We start from the raw sequence: 24742 nt of genomic DNA on the forward strand, positions 1-24742 counted from the left end.
GAAACAACTTTGCGCCGATGATAGTGCTGCAACCAGTGTGAAAGTAGGTTATCGTCAGGCTTGTTATTCGCAGTAGAGAGAAACCCCGCCAGCAATGGTGGGGTTTTTTTTCGTCTGGCGCTTTGTCTGACTAGGCATGCAAGTGTAAAAAAAAGCAGCGTTGCACGCTGCCTTTGTCGCCGAACGTCGCTTAACTTCCCCGATAAGTCGAATACGACCACGGTGACACCACCAGCGGCACATGGTAGTTTTCATCCGTATGCGCAATGCCGATGGCCAGGGTAACCAGGTCGATAAAGCGTGGTGTAGGCAAGTCGAGGCCTTGGGCGGCGAAATAGTCGCCTGCGTTGAACACCAGCTCATATTGGCCCGCCTTCATGCTCTCGCCTTCCAGCAAGGGCGTGCTGCAGCGGCCGTCGCTATTGGTCATATCCATCTTCAATAACACTTTGCCTTCCGGCGCGACGGAAAACAGGGCCACCTTGACGCCGGCTCCCGGCCTGCCGTGGGCGATATCGAGTACATGCGTGCTGAGTTTTCCCATTTGCTGTCCTGTATATAGGGTGAATGACTGTGCTTATCGTGCAAATCATATACCGGCGACTGCGCCGGGCTATATGATTGGGCATATAGCCAACATTGTCCTCCTATAGGCGCGCCTCCGCATGAACAATTACGAACATTATCCACGCGACTTGATCGGCTATGGCCGCACGCCACCCCACCCGCAATGGCCGGGCAAGGCCCGCATCGCACTGCAATTCGTCCTCAATTACGAGGAAGGGGCGGAAAACAGCGTGCTGCATGGCGATCCCGCTTCGGAAACGTTTTTATCGGAAATGATCGGTGCGGCCGCTTTTCCTGCGCGCCACCTCAGCATGGAGTCGATTTATGAATACGGCTCGCGCGCCGGTCTGTGGCGCTTGCTGCGCATGTTCGAGGAGCGGCGCCTGCCGCTGACAGTGTTTGGCGTATCGATGGCCTTGAAACGCAATCCGGAGGCGGTGGCCGCCTTCCAGCAACTTGGGCACGAAATCGCCTGTCACGGCTTGCGCTGGATTTCCTACCAAAACATGGATGAAGCGACGGAGCGCGAACACATGCGTGTAGCCGTGCAGATAATCCGTGAATTGACAGGTTCCGCCCCACAAGGCTGGTACACGGGGCGCGATTCGCCCAATACGCGCAAACTGGTGGTCGAGCATGGCGGTTTTCGCTACGACGCCGATTATTACGGTGACGACTTGCCATTCTGGGACAAGGTGGCATACACGGATGCCGCCGGCCTGCCCGCCGTGCAGCCGCAGTTGATCGTGCCCTATACCCTGGACACGAACGACATGCGTTTTGCCGCCATGCAGGGCTTTAATTCAGGCACGCAATTCTTTGATTATCTGAAGGATGCCTTCGATGTGCTGTACGCGGAAGGCGATCCGAACGGCTTGAATCAGCCAAAGATGCTGTCGGTGGGCTTGCATTGCCGCCTGGTGGGGCGTCCGGGACGGGCCGCGGCATTGGCGCGCTTCCTTGACTATGTACAGCGCCATGAGCAGGTGTGGATCACGCGCCGCATCGATATCGCCGAACATTGGCATGCGACGCATCCTTGCGCTATTTGATGGGTATTGATATTGGATGATAAGTAAAATCAGTCTTTGCATATAGTTGTCCCATATGCCGGTGTTAATCTCCTATACTGGGACTATACCGAGGCCAGCATGTCAGAACCGATCCGCTTTTACTATCGTGGTGCCGTACAGGAAGTACGCAACGCCGCCCCTACGCAGACTGTGTTGCAGCACCTGCGCGAGGACTTGCATTGCACGGGCACCAAGGAAGGCTGCGCGGAAGGCGATTGCGGCGCCTGCACGGTGGTCATCGGCAGCCTGGTCGATGGCCAGGTCGAGATGAAGGCCGTCAACGCCTGCATCCAGCTTACGCCCACCCTCGATGGCAAGGCCCTGTTTTCCGTGGAAGACTTGCAGCAGCCCGATGGCGCCCTGCATCCGGTGCAGCAGGCGATGGTCGAATGCCACGGTTCCCAGTGCGGCTTTTGCACACCCGGCTTTGTCATGTCGCTGTGGGGCATGTATCTGGCGAAAAACGGCGAGACGCCCACGCGCTGCGAAATCGACGATACCCTGTCGGGCAATCTGTGCCGCTGCACGGGCTACCGGCCCATCATCGATGCAGCCAGACGCATGGGCGAACTGCCGCATGTGACATTTGACCGCGATGCCCTGGCGCAGCAATTGCAGGCGCTGCAGCGCGACAGCGTGAGCACCTATGAACACGGCGGCCAGTCTTTCCACGCGCCGCGCAGCATCGATGAACTGGTGGCACTGCGCGCGGAAAAGCCGCAGGCGTGCCTGCTGGCCGGTTCCACCGATGTGGGCCTGTGGGTCACCAAGCAACTGCGCGACTTGGGAGACATCATTTATCTCGGCAACGTGGCTGCCCTGAAAACCATCGCTGTGGACGATGGCAAGCTGCACATCGGCGCCGGCGCCAGCCTCAACGATGCCTATGCGGCGCTGTGTGGGCACTATCCGCAAGAATTGTCGGAACTGTGGCAGCGCTTTGCTTCCTTGCCGATTCGCAACGCCGGCACCCTGGGCGGCAATGTGGCGAATGGTTCTCCCATCGGCGACTCGATGCCGTGGCTGATTGCGCTGGGCAGCGAGATCGTGCTGCGCGGTGCCGCCGGCCAGCGCAGCATGCCGCTGGAAAACTTCTATCTGGCTTACCAAAAGAAAGATCTGCAACCAGGAGAATTCGTCGAAGCCGTGCGCGTGCCCTTGCCGCGTGCCAATGTGCATTTCCGCACGTATAAACTGGCGAAGCGCTTCGACCAGGATATTTCGGCCGTGTGCGCCGCGTTTGCCTTCCAGCTCGATGGCGAGCACATCATTGATGCGCGCATCGCCTTTGGCGGCATGGCGGCCACGCCGCAACGCGCCGCGCAAACGGAAGCATTTTTGCTGGGGCAGGCGTGGACGGAAGACAACCTCGTCATCGCCATGCGCTTGCTGGCCGACGATTACGCGCCGTTGTCGGACATGCGCGCCTCGAATGCCTACCGCATGACGACGGCGCAAAACCTGTTGCGCCGCTTCTGGCTGGAAACACGCCCCGGTGCGCCTTTGCTGCGCACTGCCGTCAACGCCTACGCTTGCCGCGCCTGAAAGGAGCAGCATGAACCATCCTGTCACGCCCGAATTGCAAGCGGCCGCCTGGGCCGCCGTGGGCAAGCCCAGCCCCCATGAATCGGCGCAATTGCATGTGCTGGGGCAAGCCACGTACACGGACGATATCGCCGAATTGCAGGGTACCTTGCACGCGGCGTTGGGCCTGTCGCAAAAGCCCCATGCACGCATCACGGCCATGGATTTGTCGGCCGTGCGCGCCGCCGCCGGTGTTGTCGCCGTCTACACGGCGCAGGACATTCCTGGTACCAATGATTGCGGCCCCATCATCCATGACGACCCTATCCTGGCTGCCGAACTGGTGCAATACGTGGGCCAGCCCATTTTCATCGTGGTGGCCGATACGCATGACCATGCGCGCCGCGCTGCGCGCCTGGCGCAGGTGTCGTACGAGGAATTGCCCGCGATCATGACGCCGCAGGCGGCCAAGGCCGCGCAATCGTATGTGCTGCCGCCGATGCAATTGACGCGTGGTAATTACCAGGCTGCCTTCGAGAAGGCGCCGCATGTGGTCAAGGGCCAGCTGTATGTGGGCGGCCAGGAACAGTTTTACCTGGAAGGACAGATTTCCTACGCCATCCCGAAGGAAGCGCAAGGCATGCTGGTGCTGTGTTCGACCCAGCACCCGAGCGAGATGCAGCACGTGGTAGCCCATGCGCTGGGAGTGCATTCGCATAACATCACCGTCGAATGCCGGCGCATGGGTGGCGGTTTTGGCGGCAAGGAATCGCAGTCGGCTCTGTGGGCGGCTGCGGCATCGATTGCGGCGGCAAAACTGAAGCGTCCCGTCAAATTGCGCGCCGACCGCGACGACGATATGCTGGTGACGGGCAAGCGCCACTGTTTTTACTATGAATACGAAGTAGGCTACGACGACGACGGGCGGATCCTTGCCGCCAAGGTCGACATGACCACACGTGCGGGCTACTCGGCCGATCTGTCCGGCCCCGTCGCCACGCGCGCCGTCTGCCACTTCGACAACACCTATTATTTGTCCGACGTGGACATCCGTGCCGCCTGCGGCAAGACGAATACCCAGTCGAATACGGCATTCCGCGGCTTTGGCGGGCCACAGGGCGCCATTGCCATCGAGTACGTGATCGATGAAATCGGCCGCCACTTACAACGCGATGCGCTCGATATCCGCCTGCTCAATTTCTATGGCCGCAATGATGGGGAAGGGCGCAATGTCACGCCGTATGGCCAGAAGATCGTCGACAACGTGATCCATGAACTCGTTGCCGAACTGGAAGACAGCAGCGATTACCGCGCACGCCGCCGCGCCATCGACGCCTTTAACGAGGCCAGCCCCATTTTGAAAAAGGGCCTGGCATTCACGCCGCTGAAATTCGGCATCGCCTTCAACGTCACGCATCTGAATCAGGCCGGTGCCCTGGTCCACGTGTACGTGGACGGCTCCGTGCTGGTCAACCATGGCGGCACGGAAATGGGGCAGGGCATCAATACCAAGGTCATGCAAGTGGTGGCGCACGAGCTGGGACTGGACCTGGACAGAGTGCGGGCCACGGCTACCGATACCAGCAAGGTGGCGAACACGTCGGCCACGGCGGCATCCACCGGCGCCGACCTGAATGGCAAGGCGGCGCAGGATGCAGCGCGCCAGATCCGTGAACGCCTGGCCGATTACGCGGTCAAACTGTATGGCGGCGAAACGGGCACGGTGGGCTTCTTTGATAACCACATCCACGTCAACGGTCACGTCGTGGCATTTGCCGAGCTGGTGCAAAAGGCTTACCTGGCCCGCGTACAACTGTGGTCGGACGGTTTTTATGCCACGCCCGGCCTGTCGTGGGATGCAAAGACGATGACGGGCCATCCGTTTTCCTACTATGCGTATGGTGCGGCCGTGGCCGAAGTGGTGGTCGATACCTTGACGGGCGAGTGGAAACTGCTGCGTGCCGACGCCTTGTATGATGCGGGTCAGTCGCTCAATCCCGCGATTGATCTGGGTCAAGTGGAAGGCGCATTTATCCAGGGCATGGGCTGGCTGACGACGGAGCAGCTGTGGTGGAATGCGGCGGGCAAGTTGATGACGCACGCGCCATCGACGTACAAAATTCCCGGCATTTCCGATTGCCCGGAAGATTTTCGCGTCAAGCTGTTCCAGAACCGCAATGTGGAAGACAGCATCCACCGTTCCAAAGCCGTGGGTGAACCACCGCTGCTGTTGCCATTTTCCGTGTTCTTTGCCATTCGTGACGCCATTTCCAGCGTCGGCCATCATGCCGTGCAGCCACCGCTGAATGCCCCCGCCACCAGCGAGGAAATCCTCAAGGCGGTCATGGCCGTGCAAGCGGCCGGCGTGGCCGCTTAAGAGACGATGATGAGCGACTGGCTGACAGCGATGGAGAATGACATGCAGGCATCCGTGCTGGTGACGGTGGCCCTGGTGGAAGGTTCCGGGCCGCGCGAGGCGGGGGCGAAGATGCGTGTCACCCTCGATGGCCAGGTCGACACCATCGGTGGCGGCCACCTGGAATTGCGCGCCGTGGAAATTGCCAAGACCATGCTGGCCACGGGCGACACGCATGCGCGGCTCGAGCGTTTTGCGTTGGGCCCCAGCCTGGGACAATGTTGCGGCGGTGTCGTCCACCTGGCGTTCGAGTATGTCGATGCCAGCCTGAAAGAGTTGCTGGCCGCCTTGCGCGAGCGCCGCCAGCAGGATAGTTGGCGTCTGATGGCACTCGATGGCGATGCTGCGTCGGCCCTGTTCGATGCCGCCGGTAAATTGATCGCCGGCACGCCAGGCCAGGCGCCCGACACGTTTTCACGCGAACGCAGTACCCATGTCGCGCAGGGGAGTGAAGGGCGGCGTTGGCTGGTCGACCCCTGCCTGGCGCCGCGCGCGCACCTGACCTTGTTTGGCGCCGGTCACGTGGGTGCCGCCATCGTGCGTGCTCTGGCCCACTTGCCCTGCAATGTCACCTGGGTCGATGAACGCGAAGACATGTTTCCAGCGCAACTGCCAGATAACGTGCGCATCGCCGCCACCGACACGCCCGAGGAATTCGTCGCGATGGCGCCGCCGGGCGGCAGTTTTCTCGTCATGACGCACAGTCATGCGCTGGATCAACGCTTGACGCAAGCCATCATGGCGCGCATGGACGCGGGCTGGTTCGGCTTGATCGGTTCGCACACGAAGCGCAAGCAATTCGAGCACCGCCTGCAGGCGCGCGGCGTGCCGGACGAGCGCATTGCCGCCATGGTCTGCCCCATCGGCATGCCAGGCATTCGCAACAAGGCGCCGGCAGTGATCGCCGCCTCCGTTGCCTGTCAATTACTCATGGTGTGGGAGGAAGCGGCCGCTGCCGCCCTGGCCGCACCGCTGCGGCTGGCCTCTGCCAGCGCACCGCCGCGCCGCCAACCACGCGCCGCCATTCACCCGTTATAGAAAGAAGTCATGCCGATTGTTCCCGCCACATTGCAAGCTTACCGTGCCAGCTTGCTGCACTTCCACGCCGATCCAGCTTTCACCGAGGAGGCGCACGCCTGGCATGCCGATGGCTTGCTGATCGTGGCCGAGGGCAAGGTCGTGGCGGCTGGCGATTACGCGCAACTGCAAGCGACTTTGCCGCCTGGCACGCAGATCGTCGATTATCGCGGCAAGCTGATCGTGCCGGGTTTCATCGATACCCATCTGCATTTTCCGCAGACGGAAATGATCGCCTCGCCCGCGCCCGGTTTGCTGCCATGGCTGGAAACGTACACCTTCCCCACCGAGCGGGCATTTGAGAATCCCGAGCATGCGCGCAATGTCGCCGAGTTTTTCCTCGATGAACTGCTGCGCTGCGGCACCACCACGGCCATGGTGTATGGCAGCGTGCATCCGCAATCGGTCGATGCCTTCTTTGGCGCCAGCGAGGCGCGCGGCTTGCGCATGGTGGCGGGCAAGGTCATGATGGACCGCAACTGTCCCGAGTTCCTGCGCGACACGGCCGAGTCGGGCGCGCGCGAAAGCGAAGAGCTGATCCGGCGCTGGCACAAGCACGGCCGCTCACTGTATGCGATCACGCCCCGTTTCGTGCCGACGTCCACGAACGAGCAGATGCACCTGGCGGGCGAACTGGCGCGCGCCTATCCGGATACGTATTTGCAGACGCATGTGTCGGAAAACGAGGATGAGTGCCGCTGGGTACGCGAACTGCATCCGCAGGCGCGCAGCTACCTCGATGTGTATAACCAGTACGGCATGTTGCGCCCGCGCGCCATGTTTGGCCACTGCGTCTGGCTCGACGAGGGCGACCGCGCGCGCATGGCGGAAACGTCCTCGGCGGCCGCCATTTGTCCTACTTCAAACCTGTTCCTGGGCAGCGGCCTGTTCGATTTCGAGCGGGCCGATGCGGCGCGCGTGCTGCTGTCGCTGGCCACCGACGTGGGCGGTGGCACCTCGTTCTCAATGTTGCAAACCATGAACGAAGCCTATAAAGTAGCACGCTTGAAAGGCAGCTATCTGCCCGCTTTGCGCATGTTTTACCTGGCGACTCTGGGTGCCGCACGGGCCATGCAACTGGAAGGCACCTTGGGCAATTTCACGGCTGGCACGGAAGCGGACTTTATCGTGCTCGACAAGCAATCGACGCCGCTGCTGGCGCGCCGCACGGCCGGCTGTCAAAGCCTGGAGGAATTGCTGTTTGCCTTTGCGCTGCTGGGCGACGACCGGGCCGTTGCCGCCACCTATTCAGGCGGGCAATGCGTGCATGTGCGGGGGCAGGGCTGACCTACCCGTTGTTCAATACGAATTATCCTCAGCGAGAACGCGAATGCACAAGAAACTCACTGGCCTGGCGCTTGGCGCCGCGCTGGCACTGACCGGAACGGCGCAGGCCGCCAAGGCATTGGCCACCCCGACTTCCAACGAAGCGGCCACCGCGCGCCATTTTGCAACCCTGCTTGCGGGCGCGCAGCCGAAGACAGCAGAGTTGAGCCTGTTCTTTTCCATGATGCCCAAGGGCGGCGATTTGCACCACCATTACTCGGGCGCCATTTATGCCGAGCAATTCCTTGACTGGGTCGACAAGGAAAACTATTGCGTCAACAAGACGACGTATCGCATCGAAAGCAACAAGGACGTCGTAGCGGCCGAGCGCGCCAAGCCGGCGGCGCAGCGTGGCTGCCTGTCGTCCACGGAAGTGTTTGCCGACGCGGGCCTGTATGCGGAATTGCTGCAGCGCTGGTCGACCAAGGATTTCTATAACCACGGCGCCATCCAGACGCCGCCGGACCGTACCTTCTTCGATACCTTTGGCTATTTCGGCCCGGTGGCGTCGAGCAATACGGCCGACGGCTTGAAAACCCTGAAGCAGCGCGCCATCGCGGAAAACCTCAGCTACATCGAGACGATTTTCGAGCTGTCGCCATTCGTGCAAAACGCGCAGTTCGACCAGCAAGTGCTGGCGCCAGGCTTGCCGCCGGCGGCGTTGCAAGCCGTGCTGGCCAATTGGACCAATAGCCTGGAACAGGATGCCAGCTTCCAGAAAAGCATCACTGCCTATAATGACAACGTGAACGCCAGCAGCGCCGGCATCGACGATGCGAACTTCACCATGCGCTACCAGGCGTATGTGTTGCGTTTCCTGTCGCCATCGCAAGTGTTCTCGTCCATGGTGGCCGCGTTCAAGGCGGCCAGCCTGAATCCGTTGCTGGTGGGCGTGAACATCGTGGGCCAGGAAAGCGTGAATGTATCCATGCGCGATTACAGTCTGCACATGGAAATGTTCAAGTTCCTCAAGGCAAAATATCCGAACGTCAAGATCGCCCTGCACGCCGGTGAGTTGGCGCTGGGAATGGTGCCGCCGGAAGGCATGGCTTTCCATATCGCCGAAGCCGTCGATGTGGCAGGCGCCGACCGTATCGGCCACGGCATGGATATTGCCTACGAGCACAATGCGCTGGCGACCATGCAAAAGATGCGCGAACGCAGTATTCCCGTGGAAGTGAACCTGACCAGCAATGATTACATTCTCGGCATCAAGGGCCAGGCCCATCCGATCACCCTGTACCGCAAGTATGGCGTGCCCTTCGTCATCTCCACCGATGACGCGGGCGTGTCGCGCAATACCCTGTCGAATGAATACGTGCTGTTTGCCAGCCAGTACAAGACCGATTATGCGGAAATCAAAAAGCTGTCGTATAACAGCCTGCGCTATTCCTTCCTGGCGCAAGCGGACAAGCAGCGTTTGCTGAAAGCACTCGATGCCCGTTTCACCCGTTTTGAAGCGCAAATTGCCGCGGCTGACAAGGCAGACAAGAGCAGAAAACCGTAAGTTGCGCGACGTTCACAACTGATACTCTCAGGGCGGCCGGATCTTCCGGCCGTTTTCCATTTACCTTCTCAAATCCCCGCAGTGTTTTTTTGTTAATTTTGTGGCGGCCATGCGACACAATTAACGGCAGATACACGACTTTATCCAATTTCCTGGATGAATCAATTTCAAGTACATATTGCTCATTTATAATCACGCGCCATAAGCCCGGACGCTGTCAGCACGATATCAATCCAGCTAGTTACCCTATGCTATTTATATTTTAAATATATAAATAGGTAAAAAAAATCGTATTTGTCATCCATTTTTTGATGATGCATAGTGGGATGAAGGTGATATTAAAAAGTCACAATTCATCTGGGCGATATCGTATGAAGATGGGTATTTGCAGTAAATAAAGGTGAGATGCAGAGTGAAATAGACAGTCGCGCAGCTAAATGACGACATTCTTCTGTATTTTGCCGCCGTGTCACAGTCTTGAAATATTTAACAATTACACTCGCGGCTTGCCATGTTAGCCGGGTAAGCATGTCGGGTGAATGACACAGGTGCTAGCGCCCTGGGTTGTACGGATCGGTTGCAGTTTTTCCGCCGTTATTGTCTGGATAGGAATAGTTGTGATGTGTGGAGCGGCGTTTTGTGATGGTCTTGTCAGGACCGCAGCCAGTCCCGCCGGCGTAACAGTTGCAGCATCGTAAAGAGGAAATGTTGTGTTTGTGTTGCTGTGCGGCGCAGCCGGACGGTGGGGCAATCCAGGATTTTCAAAAAATAATAGTCTTTTCTGGGGTTAAAGATGATCAATCACAAGCGACTTCGGCTAACGCAAATCGCGTTCAGCCTGTCTATTGCACTGGCGGCGGCACCATCGTTCGCACAGAACACTACTTCGGCCATCAGCGGACGTATCTCGTCCAATGATGGTCGCCCAGCAGCTGGCGTTCAGGTCAATATCGTCCACGTTGAATCTGGCTCCGTCAGTAACGTGACCACCGATGCCGAAGGCCGTTATGTTGCACGTGGCTTGCGCGCAGGCGGTCCTTACACGATTACCATCACCAAGAACGGTGAAGTGGAAAAACGTGAAAACGTTTTTGTGGACTTGGCTGAAACAGCCAACGTCGATGCCACCTTGGGCGCGCCGATGCAAGTGGTTAGCGTGGTTGGCTCTGGCGTGCGTGCACAGATTTTCAACCGCAACAATATGGGCGCCGGTACCAATATCAGCTCGGCAGAACTGGCTTCCCAGGCATCTATCTCGCGTAGCCTGCAGGACTATGCACGTGCTGATCCGCGCCTGTCCCAAACGGACAAGGATCGTGGCGAGATTTCCGTTGCCGGCCAGAACTCGCGTTACAACTCGATGACGATTGACGGCGTAGCCGTGAACGATACCTTTGGCCTGGAGGCTTCCGGTACTGCTACCGGTAAACAGCCGATTTCGATCGAAGCCATCCAGTCAGTGCAAGTGAACGTCGCCAACTATGACGTGACACAAAAAGGCTACACGGGCGCCAATATCAATGCGGTGACCAAGTCCGGTACTAACAAGGTCAAGGGTAGTGTCTATTATGTCTTCCGCAATGACAAGATGGCTGGTGATCGCCACAACGACACGACTGGCGAATATTATGCGCCACCGAAATCGAAAGACACTACCAAGGGTATCACCCTGGGCGGCCCGCTGATTGAAGATAAGTTGTTCTTGTTTGCCAACTACGAAAAGAGCAGCAGCAGCCGCAGTTCGCCGACGTTTGGTCCGATTGGCAGCGCGCTGACCAACGTGACGATTCCACAAGCGGCTATCGATAGCGCCATTGCGATTGGCCAGAATACCTACGGCATCCCAATCGGTACGTCGGTAGTACCTGGTGGCACCGAATTCACAGCCACCGAAAAGCTGTTGAAGTTGGACTGGAACTTGACCGATACCCAGCGGATGATGCTGCGCTACTCGAAGACCGAACAGTCGGAACCAATCTTCCCTGGCTTCTCGAAAGATGGCTTGTCGCTGAGCTCGTACTGGTATGCCCAGAACAAGAGCTTGGAAACTCTGGTGGCCCAATGGACCTCCGAGTGGACGCCGACTTTCTCGACCGAAGTAAAATTCTCGACGCGCAAATATGATAGTGTGCCGCAGAACAATGCCAATCTTCCATCTATTGGCCTGAAATTTACTGGCGCCGCGCCAATTGGCTCGCCTTCCGGTTTGAGTACTGCAGATCGTTACCTGAATTTCGGTACAGAATCGAGTCGTCAAAAAAACGTCTTGAATAACAAGGCGCTGGACGCCTATGTCGGTGCCACGTGGTCGTTGGGTGAGCATGAAATCAAGTTCGGTACTGACTATAACGCAACCAAGGTCTATAACGCCTTCTTGCAAAACGTCAATGGTAACTATACATTTGGTTGCGTGACTGGTCTCAGCTACTCGTTTGGCGCCTTGGACTGTACACAGGCAACGGCTGCTCAACAGCAAGCTGCAATCCTGGAAAACTTCCAGAAAGGGCGTCCTGCTTCCTACACGCTGCAGGCACCGGTCGCTGGCGGTTCGCTCGATGATGCAATTGCCCGCTTCACGCTGAAAAATATCGGCCTGTTCGTGCAAGACAGCTGGAATGTCAACAAGCAACTGACTGTAATGGTCGGTCTGCGCGTCGACGGTACGCGTATCGGTGAAAAACCAATCCGCAATGCGATCGCAGCTCAGCCTGTAGGCCCCGTCGTCGGTGGTCGTCAAACAGGTGGATTTGGCATCGATAATACGCATACGATCGATGGTGAAAACCTGGTCCAGCCACGTCTAGGCTTTAACTACAAGCTCAATGCGGCACGCCCAACGCAGGTGCGCGGTGGTTTCGGCCTGTTCCAGGGCGCTGCCATGGCCGTTTGGCTGGGTAATCCATACCAGAATACGGGTGTGGCCACGCTGAACTATACCTGCAGCTCAACCGGTAAAGCATGTCCTACGAACGACGGTTTCTTCAGTACCGATCCGTTAAACCAACCTAGGAACGTTGGCGCAACTGTCCCTGCCATGAAAGTTGATGTGCTGAGCAACGATTTGGCACAACCTTCTGTCTGGAAGGGCAATCTGGCGCTGGAGCATGAATTGCCATGGATGGGCCTGGTGTTTGGTGCGGAATACATGCGCACGCAAACCAAGGATGCGATCTACTACCAGGAGCTGAATCTGGGTGCGCCGACCAAGACTGGTACGGATGGCCGCGCATTGTACTGGGGAGCGAATGCTTACCTGAACAAGTGCTGGGATGTGAGCAAGGGTGCCCTGACAGGAAAAGCTGATTGCCGTGCTGATACCAAAGCTGGTAACAATGCCGCATTTGGCCAGGTACTGATGGCAACCAAGACCGACAAAGGCGCAGGTAATATCCTGACACTGTCGCTGCGCAGTCCAATGCGTAGTGGTCTCTCGTGGGGTACCTCGTACACCTACACAGACGCTACCGAAGTGTCGCCGTTGAGCTCGTCGACCTCCAGCTCCAACTGGGGTGGCCGTGCTTCGTTCAACCCGAACGAAAACGTTGCCTCGAATTCGAACTACATGGTTAAGGACCGCTTTACTGCCAACGTGAATTGGCAAAAGCGTTTCTTCGGCGAATACAAGACCGGATTCGGTCTGTTCTACGAAGGCCGTAGCGGCAAGCCATATAGCTGGACTTTCAACAATGACTTGAACGGCGACGGCTTGGCTGGCAATGACTTGATGTACATTCCAAAAGCGCCAGGTTCGGGCGAAGTGGCTTTCTACGGTACGACTGCAGCTGCTCAGGCCGCCAATGAAGCAGCATTCTGGAAAGTCGTTAATGGAAACGGCGATCTGCGCAAGGCCGCTGGCGGCGTTACTCACCGTAACGATAGCTTCTCTCCATGGACCAACAGCTTTGATGTGCGCTTCAGCCAGGAGGTGCCGGGCTTCTTTAAAGGTAATAAAGGTATCTTTACTTTTGATATCTTGAACGTTGGTAATATGATCAACCGTAAATGGGGACGTATCAACGAAGTTGCCTTCCAAGCGCAAGGTGGCCAGGTACGCAGCTTTGTCGATTTTGTTGGCATCGACCCACAGGGCCGTTATATCTATAACACCCGTCCGGTGACGGAAGGCACGGAAACGCGCCAAGCTAAAGGCGAATCGCAATGGGCACTGCAAGCAACGATCAAGTACGAATTCTAATTTCGTAGTTGCCTCGTAGTTTGGCAAGCTAAAGACGGCTGGTGGCGACACCAGCCGTTTTTTTTATAGACCAGATGGTTTACTCTTTCCTCTTTTTGACAAATATCATTCCATGGCTCACTTTTTACGCACTCCGGTCGCCAGCGCGGCTCTGATTCTGTCCCTGTCTGCCTGCAGCCATTTCGCTTCCGTGCCGCAGCCCGCGCCGAGCGGTCCGATTGAAGTGAACCTGGTCGCCTTGAACGACTTCCACGGCAACCTCGATCGCAGCAAATTTACCTACACGAGCGTCGTCGATGCCGAGCGCAGGACGGTACAGGCCGGTGGCATCGATACCTTGTCTGGCGCCCTGACGGCGTGGCGCCGCGAAGATGCGCAACTGATCTTTGTCGGCAATGGCGACCTGGTCGGCGCCAGCCCCGCCATGTCGGCGCTGTGGGCCGATGAACCGAGCATCGTCGCCATGAATATGCTGGGCATGAAGGCCAGTTCCGTCGGCAACCATGAATTTGACCAGGGCAAGGCGGAATTGCTGCGCCAGCAGCGCGGCGGTTGCGAGTCGTCGCGCGCGGACAAGGCGTGCAAGTTCACGTCGGACTTCAAGGGCGCCAGCTACACCTATATGGCGGCCAATGTCATCGACACGCAAACGGGCAAGTCTCTGCTGCCCGCCTACCGCATCGAAGAGGCGCATGGCGTCAAGGTGGGCTTGATCGGCGCCGTGCTGAAAGATACGCCGTCCGTGGTGACGGCCGCCGGCATTGCCGGCCTGCAGTTCGGCGATGAAGCGGACGCCATCAACGCCACCTTGCCGCAGTTGCGCGCGCAGGGCGTGGGCGTGTTCGTCGTGCTGCTGCACCAGGGCGGCGAGACGAAGGAAGCCGTCGACCAGCCCGATTGCAGCCATTTGAAGGGCGAAGTGGTCGATGTAGTGAAACGTCTCGACCCGGCCATCAAGCTGGTCATCAGCGGCCATTCCCACCAGGGCTATCTGTGCCGTGTCGATGGCCGCCTCGTGACGCAGGCACAGATGGGCGGACACATGTTGACGCGCATCAAGCTCAAGGTCGATCCCGTCAAGAATGCCGTCGTCGATGCCAGCGCGCAAAACGTCGTCATGCTGCCAGGCATGTATGAGCCGGACCCGGCCGTGGCAGCTTACCTGGAATCGGTCAAGCAACGTAGCGCGGCGGAATTGTCGCGTCCCGTGGCCCTCATCGCCGTGCCGAACGTGGGCCGCAGCACCAAGGGCGGCGGCGCTTCCCCGCTGGGCGATCTGGTGGCCGACAGCACCCTGTTCGGCGCGCGCGCTGCCGGTGCGCAAATTGGCCTGATGAACAATGGCGGCATCCGCAAGGACCTGGAAGCGGGCGCCGACCTGATGACGAACGTGGGCCAGAACCAGGCAGTTGTACCGTTCGGCAATACCCTGATCGTCGTGAGTCTTTCCGGCGCACAAATCCGTACCTTGCTCGAACAGCAATGGCCAGGCGAAGAGGCCGGCGAGGGCAATCTGCTGCAAGTGTCCGAAGGCTTCAGCTATCGCTGGGACAGCACGCAGCCGCAGGGCCAGCGCGTGCTGCTGGGCAGCATCATGCTGAATGGCCTTCCCCTTGAGGACAATCAACAATACCGTGTCGCCGCCAACAGTTTCCTGGCCGGCGGCGGCGACCGCTTCACCGTGCTGGCGGCCGGCACGCGCCGCCTGGACACGGGCGTGCGCGACATCGACGCTTTCAGCAATTACCTGATAGCCCGTGCGCGCGCCGGCAAGCCCGCTGGCAGTGCCACGGCGGCAGGGCGCATCGTGCGCGTCAAATAATTTACAAGGAATAACCATGCGTCGTTTATCTGTTTCCCTGCTCGTCGCTACCCTGTTCGCGGGCACGGCCCACGCGGATTTCACCATTCCCGGCTTTGAGCTGGTGCACACTTCGCCCGTGGAAACGAGCTTGACCAATCCCGACCTGCGCGAGCCCGTTGCCGTGTGGAGCGAGCTGTTTGATTCGGCCAAGAAAGAAATCGTCATCGCCCAGTTCTATGCCGTCAGCAAGCCGGGCACGGCTTTTGAAAAAGTGCTGGCCAGTTTGACGGCCGCGGGCCAGCGCGGCGTGAAAATCCGCTTCCTGCTGGACCAGAAGGGCGTGGGCCTGTCGGAGGCGGCGACCATCGCCCGGATCAAGGCGATTCCGAATCTGGACTTGCGCCTCATCGATTTCAATAAAATCACGGGCAACGGCATCGTGCACGCGAAATACCTGGCCGTCGATGGTCAGGTGGCGTACATCGGCAGCCAGAATTTCGACTGGCGCTCGTTCGAGCACATCCATGAGACGGGCTTGAGAATCACCGAGCCCGCCATGGTGAGCCAGGTGCAAGCCATCTTCGAGCAGGATTGGCAAGCCCAGGCATTGACGTCGCAAGGCAGCCGCGCCACGGTGCTCAACAGCAAGGTGGTGCCGGCCAACTATGCGCAAAACGCGTTTTTGCTGGCCAGCCCGAATGCGTACAACCCGGCTGGCGTGGGCGACTCGGAAACGGGCTTGCCCGCCTTGCTGGCGGAAGCGAAAAGCGAAGTGCGCATCCAGCTGCTCGATTACGCGCCCTTGTCCTACGGCCCGAACCGCACGCGCCCGTACTACGCCGTGATCGACAACGCCGTGCGCGCAGCCGCCCAGCGTGGCGTGAAAATCAAGCTGATGGTATCGGCCTGGAACACGGAAGCGCCGGCCATCGCCTACCTGAAAAGCCTGGCCCTGGTGCCGAACGTGGAAATCCGCATCGTGACGATTCCTGCCGCTTCGACCGGTTTCATTCCCTTCGCGCGCGTGATCCACAGCAAGACCATGAGCATCGACGGCAAGCTGGCCTGGGTCGGCACGAGCAATTGGGCGGGCGGCTATTTCGACTTGTCGCGCAACCTGGAAGTAGTGCTGCGCAACGAGCAGATGGCACAGCGTATTGCCGCGCTGCATGAGCAGACGTGGAGTTCGGCGTATGCGCAGCCTATCGACATCAACAAGCAGTATCCGAAACCGGCCAAGGCCGCTCCGCAAGGCAAGGAGTAATGGTGAACATGAAAAAATTACTCTGCGTGCTGGCGCTGGGCACCGCTTTTGCTTCCGGCAATGTACTGGCGTGGGGCAATGACGGCCACCGCGCCGTGGGCGCCATCGCCGATCAATTGCTCAAGGGTAGCGCGGCGCAGGCGCAGGTAGCCAAGTTGCTGTTGCCCGGCGAAAGCCTGGAAAAGATCGCCAACTGGCCCGATTGCGTGAAGGGCACGTATTGCGGTCCGCAATCGCCGGAAATGCTGACCTATGTGGCGGCGAACCCGAAGCATGGCGAGTACCATTACACGAATGTGCCATTCCAGAACGCGCACTACCATGACCATGGCGTGGGCACGGCCGACGACGATATCGTGCAAACGCTCAAGCAGGCAATCCTGGTATTGCAAGGCAAGGCTGATGCGGCCAGCAATCCGCACGGCTTCAGCCAGCGTGTAGCGCTGATCCTGATCACGCACCTGGTGGGCGATATCCACCAGCCACTGCATGTTGGCAATGCGTTTCTCGGCAAGGATGGCCAGTTCTTTGCGCCCGCCACGCAGGCGCAGATCGACGACATCGCGGTTTTCAATGCACGGGGCGGCAATGACTTGCTGCTCGACGATGCGAAGATGACGGCGCTGTCGGACGCCGTGATCCCCGCGCCGCTGCCGGTGGAAGAAGGCGCGGCCAAACCTGCCAGCGCATATCCGAAGTCGCCCACCAAGCCCCTGCATTCGTACTGGGATACAACCGTGGTCGATTACGCCATGCGCCGCCTGAGCACGCGTACGCCGCAGCAGTTCGCCAGCACCGTGATCGCCAGCGCGCCTGTGGTGAGCGCCAATAGCGGCGACCCTGCCACCTGGCCGTATCAGTGGGCCGATGCCTCGCTGGCGGCGTCAAAGATTGCTTTCACGGACGTGGTGGCAGGCCCCGCCACCGAGCAGACCAGCCGCAAGGGTGAGGTCTACAATGTCTGGAGCTTGACGGTGCCGGACAATTATCCTGTGCCCAGCTCGGCGCTGGCAAAGCAGCAGCTGATCGAGGGTGGCTATCACCTGGCCGCCGTGTTGCAAATGATTTGGCCACAATAAGTTGGCCGCAATAAGATGAGGAGTGGAAAGCGGCCTGCGGGCCGCTTTTTCATGCCAGGGTGACGCTAATTCCCATCTCGCGGTAGGGCGCGACCAGGGCGTCGTCCACGTCGCGGTGCACGATGATATCGTTGACCTGGCTCAAGGGCACGATTTGAAACGGCGAAGCCGTGTTGAACTTTTCCGGTGAGGCCAGCACGATGGTGCGACTTGACGCCTCGCTCAGGGCGCGTTTCACGCACGCTTCTTCATAGTCTCCCGTGGTGATGCCCGCTTGCGGATGTAGGCTGGACACGCCCATGAAATACAGGTCGGCGCGGATGCGGCCGATGGCTTCCACGGTGGCAGCGCCGACGGCCACGATCGAATGCTTGTACAGGCGCCCACCCAGCATCAGCACTTCGATTGATGGGTGATTCACCAGTTCGACGGCAATCGAAGGACTGTGCGTGACGATGGTGGCGCGCAATTCGCGCGGCAACTGGCGCGCCAGCTGCACGGCGGTTGTACCTCCATCGAGAAACACCACTTGTCCCGTCTGTATCATGGCCGCGGCTGCGCGGCCGATGGCGGGTTTGGCTTCAGGTGAGATCTGTTCGCGCCCCGCAAATGGCGCAAGCGCGGGCGAGCGCGGCAACAAAGGCAGGGCGCCACCGTGCACGCGTTCCAGCAATCCCTCTTTCGCCAGCTCGCGCAGGTCGCGCCGTATCGTATCTTCCGACAAGCCCAAGGCGTCGCTGACGGCCCTGGCGACGATCTGGCCTTCGCGCTGGAGCAAGTCCAGCAGGTATTGTTTGCGTTGATGTGTCAGCATGGGTTTTCTTGAATTATCTTATATTTTCTTGATATTGCACGAGTTTGCATGATAAAGTCGTCAAAGGCAAGGTCATGCAAGCACAAGGAGACACTATGCGCGAAGAAAATGCTGAGCAACAACGGGTACGCATCCAGGGTGTGGTAACCCTGTCGCACGACTGGTATTTGTTGCAAAAGACCACGTTCGACTATCTGCGCCGCGATGGCCAGTGGCAGACGCAGACGCGGGAAACCTATGACCGCGGCGATGGCGCCACCATCCTGCTCTACAACAAAGTCAAACGCACGGTGATCCTGATCCGCCAGTTCCGCTTTCCCACCTACCGCGATGGCCACGATGGTTTCCTGATCGAATCAGCGGCCGGCTTGCTGGAAGAGGCCAGTGCGGAGCAGCGTATCCGCGCCGAAGTGGAAGAGGAAACCGGTTACCGGGTGGGGCAGGTACAGAAGATCTTCCAGGCTTTCATGAGCCCCGGTTCCGTGACGGAGCGTTTGCATTTTTTTGTGGCCGAGTATGACCCAGCCAGCCGCATCAGCGAAGGCGGCGGCCTGGCGCACGAGGGCGAAGATATCGAAGTGCTGGAATTACCGCTGGCGCAAGCGCTGCAGATGGTGGCGGACGGGCGCATCTGCGATGGCAAGACCATCATGTTGCTGCAGCATGCACAGTTGCACTTGATGCCGCCAGCGCAAGAGATGCGGCGGGGCATGCAGATCCTGGTTGCCGGCCCCTACCGCTCGGGCACGGGCGACGATCCCGCCCTGATGGCGGCGAATGTGGCGGCCATGCAAGCCGTCTGTCTGCCTTTGTACGCAGCCGGTCACATGCCCGTGCTCGGTGAATGGCTGGCTCTGCCCATGCTGGCGCTGGCCGGTTCAACCCGGGTAGGCGATGCCGTGTATGAAGAATTGTTCCACGCGCATGCGACGCGCCTGCTCAGCCATTGTGATGCCGTATTGCGCCTGGTCGGCGCTTCCCTGGGGGCCGACCAGATGGTGGATGTGGCGCGCAGCCTGGGTCTCCCCGTGTTTTTCTCTCCGGAAGAGATTCCCCAGGCGTAAAAAAAGCGAAGCCTGCGGGCTTCGCTTTTTTGCATCAAGTTAAAGTCAGACTTAACGCGATTTTACAAATGGGATACCAATAGCTTTCGGCGCGATGGATTTCGCCATCAAGCCGGCCAGCACGATCACGGTGACCACATACGGCACCATCTGGATCAGCGAGCCGGGGATGCGGCCCACGACGGGCAAGTCCACGCCTTCGATCTGGATCTGGATGGCGGCGAAGAAGCCGAACATCAAACAGCCCAGGAAGGTATACACGGGACGCCAGTTGCCGAACACCATGGCCGTCAAGGCCAGGTAGCCGGCGCCGGCCGACATGTCGCGCAGGAAGAAGCCGCTTTGCACGATGGCGAGATAGGCGCCCGAGAACGAGCACAGGATGCCGGCCACCAGCATGGCCAGGTAGCGCGTCGCCTCCACGCTCACGCCAGCCGAGTCTGCTGCGTGCGGGTTTTCGCCGCAGGCGCGCAGGCGCAGGCCGAAGCGCGTGTGGTACAGCAGCCAGTGCACCAGCGGAATCAGCAGGAAAGCCACGTAGACGAGGATGGAATGGCCGCCGATCAGATGGGCATACACCCAGCCGATGAAGGGAATGTGCTCCACGTATTGCGTGCCCGGTAAGACCACGTCGAACAGCCGCGCCGAACCGAGGTCGGGCGTGCGGCCGCCTTGCTGGAAGAAGAATTGCGCCAGCACAAACGTCAGGCCGCTCATGGCGATATTGATGGCCATGCCGGCCACCAGCTGATTGCCCTTTTGCGTGATGCTGACGTACGCCTGCAGCAGGGCCAGGGCGACGCAGACCAGCATGCCGGCAGCCATGCCGTAATATGGGTTTTGCGTCGTGTAGGCCACGGCGGCGGAAGCGAAGGCGCTGGCCAGGATCTTGCCTTCCAGGCCGATGTCGATCATGCCGCTGCGTTCGGCAAACAGGCCGGCCATGGCGGCAAAGATCAGGACGGGCGCATTGCGCACGGTCGATACCAGGATGCTGGCGAATTGAAAGTCGTCGAGTGTCATGGTGTTAGCCTTTGGTGCGCTTGAGCAGGGCGGAAATGGCCGGTGCGTAGAAGTTTTCCATGGCGCCGCAGAACAGTATGATCAAGCCCTGGATGAAAATGAAGGTTTCCGTCGGGATATTCGGTTTTTCCAGCGACAGGTCAAAGCCACCCTGGATCAGCGCGCCGAACAGCACCGCCGACAAAAAGATGCCGATAGGATGCTGGCGGCCCATCAGCGCGATGGCGATGCCGATGAAGCCGGCGCCACCGACGAAGTTGAGCGACAGGTAATGGGTCGAACCCATGATGGAATTGACGGAACCGAGGCCCGCCAGCGCGCCGGAAATGAGCATGACGATGATGATCATCTTGCTGATCGACACGCCCGCATAGTGGGCCGCATGCTTGTTGAGGCCCGTGGCGCGCAGCTTGAAGCCCCACGACGAGCGCCAGACCATTACGCCGTAGATCACCAGCGCGGCAATTGCCAGCAGAAAACTGATGTTCAGCGGCGTGTCGCCCAGCGACGGGAACCAGGTGGAGAGGCGCGGCATTTCGCCGCTTTCCGCAAACACGCGGCTGGCCGTGTTCTGTTCGCCCGGTGGAATCAGGTACTTCACGATCACGAAGTTCATCAGGCTGGCGGCGATGAAGTTGAACATGATGGTGGTGACGACGATATGGCTGCCGCGCCTGGCTTGCAGGTAGCCGGGCAAGAAACCCCACAGGGCGCCGAACAGGGCCGCACCGATCATGGCGGCGGGAATCAAGAGCCAGGCGGGCAGGGTCTGGTCGAAGGCCAGCATGGCCACCGTCAAGCCCAGGCCGCCGATATACATCTGGCCTTCGGAACCGATATTGAACAGGCCGGCCTGCATCGCCACGGAAACCGACAGGCCCGTGAAAATGAAGGTGCTGGCGTAGAACAGGGTGTAGCTCAAGCCTTCCGGATTGAGGATGGCGCTGTGGACCAGGATACCCAGCGATTCGGCCGGATCTTCGCCCAGCATATAAATCACCAGGGCTGCGACCAGCAAGGCCGACAGCAGGTTTAACATGGGCATGACAAAGGCTGTCGCCCAGCGTGGCAAGTCGTTATTCATGATTTATGCATTCCCCCCATCAACAGACCGATGCGGGTGGTATCGAATTCTTCAATTTTCAGTTCGCCGGTGATGCGTCCGCCGCACATGACCAGAATGCGGTCGGCCAGCGCCCGCACTTCTTCCAGTTCGACGGACACCAGCAGGATTGCCACGCCCGCGTCGCGCAGGGCCAGCAATTGCGTATGGATGCTTTCGATGGTGCCGATGTCGACGCCACGCGTGGGTTGCCCCACCAACATCAGTTTCGGCTTGGCCAGCACTTCGCGCGCGATCACCACCTTTTGCTGGTTACCGCCCGACAACAAGCCGATGCGCAGGTCCGGATTGGCCGGGCGCACGTCGAAGGTTTTCAGCAGTTCCGCGCAGCGGGCGCCGATGGCCTTGAAGTTGAACAAGCCCCAGCGGTTTTTCAGGTGGTCCTGGTAACCGAGGATGGTGTTTTGCATGACGGAGAAATTTTTCACCACGCCATCGCGCAAGCGGTCTTCCGGAATGTGGGCGATGCCCAGTTCGCGGAAGGCCAGCGGCAAGCCGTCGGCGTCAGTGCGCTTGGCAAAGGGCAAGTCCTTGTCCAGGAAGCGCAGCTTGCCCGAGGTCGGCAAACGCATGCCGGACAGAATTTCCAGCAACTCGCTCTGGCCATTGCCGGAGACCCCCGCGATGGCGACGATTTCGCCGGCACGCAAGTTGAAACCGATGTCGGCCAGCAGCTTGACTTGCTGCGCGTCAGCCAGTTGCAAACCGTCAACTTCCAGCACCGTGGCGCCCGGATTGTAGGGCGCGCGCGGCAGATGGCTCTGGATGGGGCGGCCCACCATCATATTGGCCAGTTCCTCTTTCGAAGTGGTCGCAGTGGCAACGGCGCCTACCACCGTGCCGCCGCGCATGACGGTGACGTTGTCGGTGATTTCCAGGATCTCTTGCAGCTTGTGCGTGATCAGGATGATGGTCTTGCCTTGCTCCTTGAACAGGCGCAAGATTTCAAACAGCGAGGCCGTTTCCTGGGCCGTCAGCACGGCTGTCGGCTCGTCGAGGATCAGGATGTTGGCGCTGCGGTAAATCTGCTTGAGAATTTCCACGCGCTGCTGCGCACCGACCGACAAGTCTTCGATCTTCGCCAGCGGGTCGACGTCGAGGCGGTAGCGCGCGCAAATCTCGCGCAACTTGGCTTCCGCTTCCGTACGGTGGCTGGCCAGGCGAAAACCGCCTTCCGTGCCCAGCATGATATTGTCGAGGACGGTGAAGTTCTCGACCAGCATGAAATGCTGGTGCACCATGCCGATGCCGAGATTGATCGCTTCCTGGCTGTTGCGGATAGGCTGTACTTTTCCGTCGAGCAAGATTTCTCCGCCGTCGGCACGGTAATACCCGTACAGGATGCTCATCAAGGTCGATTTGCCGGCGCCATTCTCTCCCACCAGGCCGTGGATACTGCCCTTGGCGATGGAGAAGCTGACGTCGGCGTTCGCCTTCACATGTCCAAACTGCTTGGAAATGCTGCGAAATTCTACTGCTGGCTGCATAGGTTCATAACTGGATAGTTTCATGGAAACGCGCCGCGCGGAGACAGGCCCCGGCGGCGCGCTAGAAGATACGGAGAAAAATTAAACCGGGCAGTTGCTGCCGACGCGGTAATCGATCACTTTGATCTTGCCATCGATAATGTCCTTACGCGCACCCAACACGCGCTTTTCGATTTCCGGCGTAATCAGCTTGCGGTTGTTCGCATCGAGCGCCCAATCCACGCCGCCTTCTTTCAAGCCTTTGTAGCTGGTGCCGCCCTTCCAGGTGCCGTTCTTGACTTGCATGAAGCTGTCATACACGGTGTTGTCGACGCGCTTGACCATCGAAGTCAGGATGCTGCCCGGGTACAAACCATTCTGGTTCGAATCGACGCCGATCGCCAGCTTGCCTTTTTCCTTGGCCATTTGCAGCGTGCCCATGCCGCTGCCGCCAGCGACGGCGAAGACGACATCGACGCCGCGCTCGAATTGCGAGCGGGCCAGTTCGCCGCCCTTGGCCGGGTCGTTCCAGGCGCCGGACGTGGTGCCGACCATGTTTTGCGTGATTTCCGTCTTCGCATTGACGGCCTTGACGCCTTGCGCGTAGCCGCAGGCGAAGTTGCGGATCAGGGGAATATCGATGCCGCCGATGAAGCCGACCTTCTTGCTCTTGCTGGCCATGGCCGCAGCCACGCCCACGAGGTAGGAGCCTTCTTCTTCCTTGAAGACGACGGAATTGACGTTGCTGCCGGCAGCCTGGCCGTCGATCAGCACGAATTTCACATTCGGGAATTCCTTGGCGACCTTTTGCACGGCTTGCGTTTGCGCAAAGCCGATGGCGGCGATCATATCGAGTTTCTTGCGGGCCAGGCCGCGCATGACTTGTTCGGCTTGCGTATCGCTCGATGCCTGGACTTCGATGAAGGAAATGCCTGTGTCTTTTTTGAAGCGCGATGCGCCTTCGAAAGCGGATTGGTTGAACGACTTGTCGAACTTGCCGCCCGCGTCATACACGACACCCAGTTTTGGGGTAGCCGCGGACGCTTGAGCAGTCAGAAATACGGCTGCGATCGTCAAACTAAATTGTGTAAGTTTCATGAGTGGCTCCTGGAAGATCGATATTGTATATTTTTTATAGGTGAAACATATAATTTGGGGCCGATTTAGCCTGTTTTTGATGCACGAGGTGATAATTCCTTATCAACATTGCACTGTATCGCACAAGATCATTGCTGGCCTTGTCTGCTTTTATGTTGTCAGTGTGATGCTCATGCAACAGTCGCGCCCCGTCTCTTTTATAGGTACAACATCGAATGGGGCTGCCGGAGCGGGCTGGGATGCGCCGTCAGTTGACGGGCAGGGCAAGCACGGGACCGGCGCCGCGATGGGCGTCCGGATCACTATGCATCATGCCAGATAT

At 59.1% G+C, this 24742-nt stretch carries 16 protein-coding genes and 1 pseudogene; 11 read left to right on the plus strand and 6 right to left on the minus strand.

Going from position 1 to position 24742, the window contains the following annotated elements:
* Positions 1 to 190: 190 nt before the first annotated feature.
* A complete protein-coding gene (gene uraH / locus ACQ4WP_RS19930; RefSeq protein ID WP_436523644.1) occupies positions 191 to 544 on the minus strand; it encodes a hydroxyisourate hydrolase in 354 nt (117 codons plus the stop codon).
* Between the two features lie 121 nt (positions 545 to 665).
* Here uraH and puuE point away from each other — a divergent pair, with 121 nt between their 5' ends.
* From puuE to ACQ4WP_RS19980, 10 genes are all read left to right on the plus strand, one after another.
* The gene (puuE, locus tag ACQ4WP_RS19935; RefSeq protein ID WP_436523646.1) at positions 666 to 1619 is read left to right on the plus strand and encodes an allantoinase PuuE; all 954 of its coding nucleotides are present in this window, start codon (positions 666 to 668) and stop codon (positions 1617 to 1619) included.
* Positions 1620 to 1718: 99 nt separating this feature from the next.
* Positions 1719 to 3185: a xanthine dehydrogenase small subunit gene (gene xdhA / locus ACQ4WP_RS19940; RefSeq protein WP_436523648.1), complete on the plus strand. Its 1467-nt coding sequence runs from the start codon at positions 1719 to 1721 to the stop codon at positions 3183 to 3185.
* A gap of 10 nt (positions 3186 to 3195) precedes the next feature.
* Positions 3196 to 5541 carry a xanthine dehydrogenase molybdopterin binding subunit gene (gene xdhB, locus ACQ4WP_RS19945; protein WP_436523650.1) on the plus strand — a complete coding sequence of 782 codons (2346 nt, stop codon included), beginning with the start codon at positions 3196 to 3198 and terminating at the stop codon, positions 5539 to 5541.
* Positions 5542 to 5550: 9 nt separating this feature from the next.
* Positions 5551 to 6618, plus strand: a complete 1068-nt coding sequence (xdhC, locus tag ACQ4WP_RS19950) for a xanthine dehydrogenase accessory protein XdhC (protein WP_436523791.1) — start codon at positions 5551 to 5553, stop codon at positions 6616 to 6618.
* A gap of 9 nt (positions 6619 to 6627) precedes the next feature.
* The gene (gene guaD / locus ACQ4WP_RS19955) at positions 6628 to 7944 is read left to right on the plus strand and encodes a guanine deaminase (protein ID WP_436523652.1); all 1317 of its coding nucleotides are present in this window, start codon (positions 6628 to 6630) and stop codon (positions 7942 to 7944) included.
* 43 nt (positions 7945 to 7987) lie between these two features.
* Positions 7988 to 9490, plus strand: a complete 1503-nt coding sequence (locus ACQ4WP_RS19960) for an adenosine deaminase family protein (protein WP_436523654.1) — start codon at positions 7988 to 7990, stop codon at positions 9488 to 9490.
* A gap of 793 nt (positions 9491 to 10283) precedes the next feature.
* The gene (locus tag ACQ4WP_RS19965) at positions 10284 to 13685 is read left to right on the plus strand and encodes a TonB-dependent receptor (RefSeq protein WP_436523656.1); all 3402 of its coding nucleotides are present in this window, start codon (positions 10284 to 10286) and stop codon (positions 13683 to 13685) included.
* A 112-nt stretch (positions 13686 to 13797) separates the two neighbouring features.
* Positions 13798 to 15507: a bifunctional metallophosphatase/5'-nucleotidase gene (locus tag ACQ4WP_RS19970; RefSeq protein ID WP_436523658.1), complete on the plus strand. Its 1710-nt coding sequence runs from the start codon at positions 13798 to 13800 to the stop codon at positions 15505 to 15507.
* Between the two features lie 16 nt (positions 15508 to 15523).
* Positions 15524 to 16753, plus strand: a complete 1230-nt coding sequence (locus ACQ4WP_RS19975; protein WP_436523660.1) for a phospholipase D-like domain-containing protein — start codon at positions 15524 to 15526, stop codon at positions 16751 to 16753.
* Between the two features lie 8 nt (positions 16754 to 16761).
* Positions 16762 to 17832 (plus strand): S1/P1 nuclease, encoded by a 1071-nt coding sequence (locus ACQ4WP_RS19980; protein WP_436523662.1) that lies wholly within the window; start codon positions 16762 to 16764, stop codon positions 17830 to 17832.
* A gap of 49 nt (positions 17833 to 17881) precedes the next feature.
* Here ACQ4WP_RS19980 and ACQ4WP_RS19985 read toward each other — a convergent pair whose 3' ends face one another.
* Positions 17882 to 18646, minus strand: coding sequence for a DeoR/GlpR family DNA-binding transcription regulator (locus tag ACQ4WP_RS19985; RefSeq protein WP_436523664.1), 765 nt, complete (start codon positions 18644 to 18646; stop codon positions 17882 to 17884).
* A 95-nt stretch (positions 18647 to 18741) separates the two neighbouring features.
* Between ACQ4WP_RS19985 and ACQ4WP_RS19990 the strand changes: the two are divergent.
* Positions 18742 to 19326, plus strand: a pseudogene (locus ACQ4WP_RS19990) (NUDIX domain-containing protein); the annotation flags it as partial.
* Between the two features lie 435 nt (positions 19327 to 19761).
* Here ACQ4WP_RS19990 and ACQ4WP_RS19995 read toward each other — a convergent pair.
* The 4 genes from ACQ4WP_RS19995 to ACQ4WP_RS20010 all read right to left on the minus strand — a co-directional run bounded on the left by ACQ4WP_RS19995 (position 19762) and on the right by ACQ4WP_RS20010 (position 24420).
* On the minus strand, positions 19762 to 20733 hold the full coding sequence (locus ACQ4WP_RS19995) for an ABC transporter permease (protein ID WP_034754516.1): 972 nt from the start codon (positions 20731 to 20733) through the stop codon (positions 19762 to 19764).
* A gap of 4 nt (positions 20734 to 20737) precedes the next feature.
* Positions 20738 to 21817, minus strand: a complete 1080-nt coding sequence (locus ACQ4WP_RS20000; RefSeq protein WP_436523666.1) for an ABC transporter permease — start codon at positions 21815 to 21817, stop codon at positions 20738 to 20740.
* A complete protein-coding gene (locus ACQ4WP_RS20005; RefSeq protein WP_436523668.1) occupies positions 21814 to 23343 on the minus strand; it encodes an ABC transporter ATP-binding protein in 1530 nt (509 codons plus the stop codon). The genes ACQ4WP_RS20000 and ACQ4WP_RS20005 overlap by 4 nt, the downstream gene beginning before the upstream one ends.
* A gap of 81 nt (positions 23344 to 23424) precedes the next feature.
* Complete coding sequence (locus ACQ4WP_RS20010; RefSeq protein ID WP_436523670.1) at positions 23425 to 24420, minus strand: BMP family lipoprotein; 996 nt, start codon at positions 24418 to 24420, stop codon at positions 23425 to 23427.
* Between the last annotated feature and the right edge of the window lie 322 nt (positions 24421 to 24742).

Origin of the sequence: Janthinobacterium lyxosi (assembly GCF_051380665.1) — a bacterium.
Classification (GTDB): domain Bacteria; phylum Pseudomonadota; class Gammaproteobacteria; order Burkholderiales; family Burkholderiaceae_D; genus Janthinobacterium.